Genomic DNA, 4,595 nt, shown 5'->3' with positions numbered 1-4,595 from the left:
TAAATATCGGCGACCTGGCGCCGGTCTTCGCGCTCGGCGCTCGCGGCAAGGGGCGCCATCACATAAACAAAAGCTATCCGGACGAGCTGGACGACGCTCGACAACTTGCGTGCGATCGTAAACAGGGCTGCGGCCGCGGCGCCCGCGGCACCCGGCAACAACAGGTTCAGGACCAGTGCCGGCGCGTCGCCGAACAATCGTGCGATGATGTTCGACGGCAGGATCGAAAGCCCCGCCCAGAAGGTGTTGCGCGCGGTTTCGGTCGCCCACGGGCCGCGCCACAGATCGGCGAAATTATAATAGCGGGCGAGCAAGCGGATGCAGAGGAGCGCGGTGATCGCGAGCGAGCAGAGATGCGCGATAAACAGGCCTTTGAGGCCGAGTCCGCCGGCGAAGAAAAGCCCCGCAAACACCAGCCGGATGACTTGTTCCCACACGATCCGCAGCCGGATTTCGGCCCCGAACACCATGCGCGCGCGGAGCGCCGAGGTCGCGATCTCGACGAAGGCCCAGAGCGGCAGCGCCCAGACGAAGATCTGGATCGCGGGGGTGACGAGCGCCCGGTCCTTTTCGGCGACGTTGAGCAGGGGGCCGAGTTCGGCGGCAAAGAGTGCGATCAGCGCCGCGACGACAAGGCATGGACCGACGCCAAAGACCATCGCCGTGCGTAGTGCCGCCGCTGCTTCGGTATCGCTTGCCGATTGCGGCACCGTGCGCTGCATCGCGCTGGTCATGCCGGTGTCGAAGATATTCTCCAGCAGGTTGATCGTCGCCCAGAGCACGGCATAAAGACCATAGCCGGCGAGGCCGAACATCAGCACATAGAGCGGCTGCGCGACGATTTCGACGACGGCGCCAAGCCGTGCGAGCACGGTGGTGCCAAGTCCGCGTGCGACGCTGCGGCTGGTTACGGCGGGGTGGGCGGCGTCTTCGCTCATCGATGCGCACCTAGCGACTCGTCCGCCGCGCCGCCAGCGACTTTCGCCCGTTCATCCCCGCAACACCCTCTTGTCGACGCCGCCAATCGGGTCTAGGCAGCGCGCGATTGCACAGGGAACTCCGCGATATGGCTCAATTTGTCTTGCCCAAGAACAGCCGCCCGCAAAAGACGGGCAAGGTCCACAGGGCCGATGGCGCCACGGCGGTTAAGAAATTCAAGGTCTATCGTTACGATCCCGACAGCGGTGAAAATCCGCGCTTCGACACGTTCGAGATCGACACCGCGAAATGCGGCCCGATGGTGCTTGACGCGCTCATCAAGATGAAGAGCGAGCAGGATAGCTCGCTGACCTTCCGCCGTTCGTGCCGCGAAGGCATCTGCGGTAGCTGTTCGATGAACATGAACGGCAAGAATGGCCTCGCCTGCACGACCGCGATCGAGGATCTGAAAGGCGACATCCAGATCACCCCGCTGCCGGCGATGGACGTGATCAAGGATCTCGTCCCCGATTTTACCCATTTCTATGCGCAATATGCGTCGATCGAGCCCTGGCTCAAGACCAAGACCACGACACCGAGCGGCAAGGAGCGGCTGCAGTCGCCCGAAGAGCGCGAGAAGCTCGACGGCCTTTACGAGTGCATCCTCTGCGCCTGTTGCTCGACCAGCTGCCCCAGCTATTGGTGGAACAGCGATAAGTTCCTCGGCCCCGCGATCCTGCTCCAGGCGTATCGCTGGCTCGCCGACAGCCGCGACGAAATGACCGGCGAGCGGCTCGACGAGCTGGAGGATCCGTTCCGTCTCTATCGCTGCCACACGATCATGAACTGCGCCAACGCCTGCCCCAAGGGCCTGAGCCCCGCGCGCGCGATCGCCGAGATCAAGAAGCTGGAAGCCGAGCGGCACATCTGATGCGGGTCGGGCTGCCAGCGCTGCTCGCGCTGGTGCTCGTCGGCTGCGCCGCCAATCCGAAGGTCGTATATAAGGAAATGCCGCGCACCTATGCGCATGGCATCGGCGGCGCGACCTTCCTCGTCGGGGGCAGCTTCGATCCCTTTCGCCAGCCCGACGGCAACAGCCTGATCCTCTATGGGCCCGAGGGCGCCTTCGTGATCGACACGGGGCGCCATCCCGAGCATCTGACCGCGATCAAACAGGGCATGAGCGGGATCGGCATGACGCCGGTCGCGGTGATCAACACGCACTGGCATCTCGACCATGTCAGCGGCAATCCCGAGCTGAGGGCCGCCTTTCCCGAGATCAGGGTCTATGCGACCTCGGCGATCGACGGGGCGCTGGCCGGCTTCCTCGCACGGACCGCCGAAGCGTACCGTAAGGCGATCGCCGAGGACAATATTCCGGTGGGCGCGGGTGCGGATATGGAGGGCGACCTTGCGACTATCGCGCGCGGGGCGGAGCTGCGGCCAGACGTGATCGTCGACGAATCGCGCGATATGGTGATCGCCGGGCGGCCGCTGTCGCTGCGCGTCGCGCACAACGCGGTCACCGAGCGCGATCTCTGGATCTACGACGCCGCGGAGAAGCGGGCGATCGTTGGTGACCTCGTCACCGTGCCGGTGCCCTTCCTCGACACGGCCTGTCTCGAAGGCTGGCTGAAGGCGCTCGACGCGGTCGCGGCGTCGGGGGCCGAGCAGATCGTGCCCGGCCACGGCCCGATCATGGACATGGCCGAGTTCGGCGCTTGGAAAAGCGCTTTCGCCGATTTTATCGCTTGCGCGGAGGGGCAGAGCGCGCTTGAGGCCTGTTCGGACGGCTGGCTGAAGGGTGCCGCGCGATGGATCGGCCCCGATCCCTTTCGCGCCGACTCAATGGCCATCTATTATGCCGACCTGATACGCTCGAAGAAACTGGACGGATATTGCGAAGTATGAACGACGGGATCGAGGAGCCGAAGCGCCGCGAATATTTCAGCGCCGAGGAACTGGACGGCGGATGGATCAGCTGGGATCTCAAGGATCCGACGCGTTTCAACAGCTTCATCGAACCGCTGACGGTGCGCGTCGAACCGCCGACGGCCGATGGCCGGCCGTGCGCGCGGGTGCGGATGCTGCCCGAACGCAAGCACAGCAACCTCGGCGACAATGTTCATGGCGCGGTGACGCTGGCGCTCGTCGACATCGCGCTGTTCGCGGCGTCGCACCAATTCGGTTCACTCAACGCCGGTCATTCGGTCACGCTTGACCTGTCGACGCAGTTCGTCGGCGCGGGCCGCGTCGGTGAGCCGCTCGATGCCGTGGTCGAGCTGGTACGCGAGACCGGCCGCCTGATCTTCCTGCGCGGCCTTGTCGTGCAGGGCGAGGGCGACAGCCATATCGTGCTGAGCTTCGCCGGGACGATCCGCAAGGCGAGCGCCAAGTGACCACCGTCCTTGCGGCCTATGACGCGCTCGTCGCGGCAGGCGAGTTGCGCCCCGATCCCGAGCAGCGCGCCGCCGCCGAGAGGCTGAACCGACTACAGGCCGAGCTCGAAGCCGTACCGAAGCGTGGCAGCCTGCTCTGGCGCCTCGCGGGCCGCAAGCCCGAGGCGCTGCGCGGCGTCTATCTTTGGGGCGCGGTCGGGCGCGGAAAATCGATGCTGATGGACCTGTTTTACGACCGGCTCGCCATCCAGCGAAAGCGGCGCGTCCATTTCCACGCCTTCATGCTCGACGTCCATGCGCGGATGCGCGAGGTGCGCAAGAGCGAGACGGGCGACCCTATCCCGCTCGTCGCCGATGCGCTTGCCGAAGATACACGATGCCTCGCCTTTGACGAGATGGTCGTGAACAACAGCGCTGACGCGATGATCCTTTCGCGCCTGTTCACCGCGCTGATCGAGCGTGGGGTGACGGTTGTTGCGACATCGAACCGCCCGCCGAAGGACCTCTACAAGGACGGGCTTAACCGCGAGCATTTCCTGCCCTTCATCGCGCTCGTCGAGGAGCGGCTTGATGTGATGGGATTGAACGGCCCGACCGATTATCGCCGCGACCGGCTCGGCGATGGCGCGCGCTGGTTCGTCCCCGCCGACGACGCGGCGAGCGCCGCGTTGTCGGCCGCCTTCTTCCGCCTCACCGACTATCCGCCCGAAGATCGCGCGCATGTCCCGACGCTGGATCTCGACGTCGGCGGCGGACGGACGCTGCATGTGCCCAAGGCGCTGAAGGGCGTCGCGGTCTTTTCGTTCAAGAAGTTATGCGGCGAAGCGCGCGGCGCTTCGGACTATCTGGCGGTTGCCCGCCATTTCCACGCGGTGATCATCGTCGGTATCCCGCGCATGGGGCCCGAGAACCGCAACGAGGCAGCGCGCTTCGTCACGCTGGTCGACGCGCTCTACGAATATAAGGTCAAGCTGCTCGCGAGCGCCGCGGCAATGCCCGACCAGCTCTATGTCGCGGGCGACGGAGCATTCGAGTTCGAGCGTACGGCGAGCCGGCTCGCCGAAATGCAGTCGGATGATTATCTGGCGTTAGGCCACGGCCAGGAGGACGCCGCCTAATATCTTGCCCCAGCGCGAAGAGTTGACCGTCACATAAACAAGATCGCGGACATAGCGAACTTCGTGGGCCAGATAGCCATAACCCTGCTCGATTGTCCGGCGCAGCGTGCGGAGCGGCTTGGGCGCTGCGACCCCGATTCGCGCCGGGCGGGCGGGCGGG

At 65.1% G+C, this 4,595-nt stretch carries 5 protein-coding genes and 1 pseudogene; 4 read left to right on the top strand and 2 right to left on the bottom strand.

Annotated elements, in window-relative coordinates:
• A partial coding sequence (locus VGD20_RS07470) for a lipopolysaccharide biosynthesis protein (RefSeq protein WP_331133843.1) occupies window positions 1-938 on the bottom strand: 938 nt, incomplete at its 3' end.
• A 128-nt stretch (window positions 939-1,066) separates the two neighbouring features.
• On the opposite strand from VGD20_RS07470, the gene VGD20_RS07465 reads away from it, so the two are divergent.
• Genes VGD20_RS07465 through zapE form a run of 4 tightly spaced genes read left to right on the top strand, consistent with a single transcriptional unit; the run spans window position 1,067 to window position 4,435 of the window.
• Window positions 1,067-1,849, top strand: coding sequence for a succinate dehydrogenase iron-sulfur subunit (locus tag VGD20_RS07465; protein ID WP_331133842.1), 783 nt, complete (start codon window positions 1,067-1,069; stop codon window positions 1,847-1,849).
• Complete coding sequence (locus VGD20_RS07460) at window positions 1,849-2,829, top strand: MBL fold metallo-hydrolase (protein ID WP_331133841.1); 981 nt, start codon at window positions 1,849-1,851, stop codon at window positions 2,827-2,829. Before VGD20_RS07465 ends, VGD20_RS07460 begins: the two co-directional genes overlap by 1 nt.
• Window positions 2,826-3,317: a PaaI family thioesterase gene (locus VGD20_RS07455; RefSeq protein WP_331133840.1), complete on the top strand. Its 492-nt coding sequence runs from the start codon at window positions 2,826-2,828 to the stop codon at window positions 3,315-3,317. The genes VGD20_RS07460 and VGD20_RS07455 overlap by 4 nt, the downstream gene beginning before the upstream one ends.
• Complete coding sequence (zapE, locus tag VGD20_RS07450) at window positions 3,314-4,435, top strand: cell division protein ZapE (protein ID WP_331133839.1); 1,122 nt, start codon at window positions 3,314-3,316, stop codon at window positions 4,433-4,435. Before VGD20_RS07455 ends, zapE begins: the two co-directional genes overlap by 4 nt.
• Here zapE and VGD20_RS07445 read toward each other — a convergent pair.
• Window positions 4,406-4,595: pseudogene (locus tag VGD20_RS07445) on the bottom strand (hypothetical protein); the annotation flags it as partial. The gene zapE and the pseudogene VGD20_RS07445 overlap by 30 nt on opposite strands.

The organism is Sphingopyxis sp., assembly GCF_036402335.1.
Classification (GTDB): Bacteria; Pseudomonadota; Alphaproteobacteria; order Sphingomonadales; family Sphingomonadaceae; genus Sphingopyxis.
Note: the sequence above shows the minus strand (reverse complement) of the source record. Positions and strands in the feature narration are given on the sequence as shown.